A 566-nucleotide genomic window follows, 5' to 3' on the forward strand; every position below is an offset into this window, starting at 1 on the left:
AACTTATGATGTAACTGATGCCGCAGGAAACCCTGCAACGCAAGAAGTAAGAACAATAAATATAATACCAGACACCACAGCACCAGTCATCACAATAAACGGTGCAGTAATCATAGATTTAAGCCTTGGTGATGTTTACACAGAAGCAGGCGCAACAGCTACAGACGATTTAGATGGCGACATAACCGCAGCAATTGTAATTGGTGGCGATGTAGTAGATACTAATACAGCAGGCACTTATTTAGTAACTTATGATGTAACTGATGCCGCAGGAAACTCTGCGACACAAGAAGTAAGAACAATAAATATAATACCAGATACCACAGCACCAGTCATTACATTAAATGGTGCAGCAACCATAGATTTAAGTCTTGGTGATAATTATACAGAAGCAGGCGCAACAGCTACAGACGATTTAGATGGCGACATCACCGCAGCAATTATAATTGGTGGCGATGTAGTAGATACTAATACAGCAGGCACTTATTTAGTAACTTATGATGTAACTGATGCCGCAGGAAACTCTGCGACACAAGAAGTAAGAACAATAAATATAATACCAGATA

At 39.8% G+C, this 566-nt stretch carries 1 protein-coding gene; it reads left to right on the plus strand.

Annotated features, from left to right (window positions below; genetic code table 11):
* Window positions 1-566: immunoglobulin-like domain-containing protein (locus ACKGJY_RS11255; RefSeq protein WP_413973988.1), on the plus strand; the 566-nt coding region annotated here is incomplete at both ends.

The sequence above is a fragment of the Hyunsoonleella sp. 2307UL5-6 genome (genome assembly GCF_047345485.1).
Lineage (GTDB): Bacteria > Bacteroidota > Bacteroidia > Flavobacteriales > Flavobacteriaceae > Jejuia.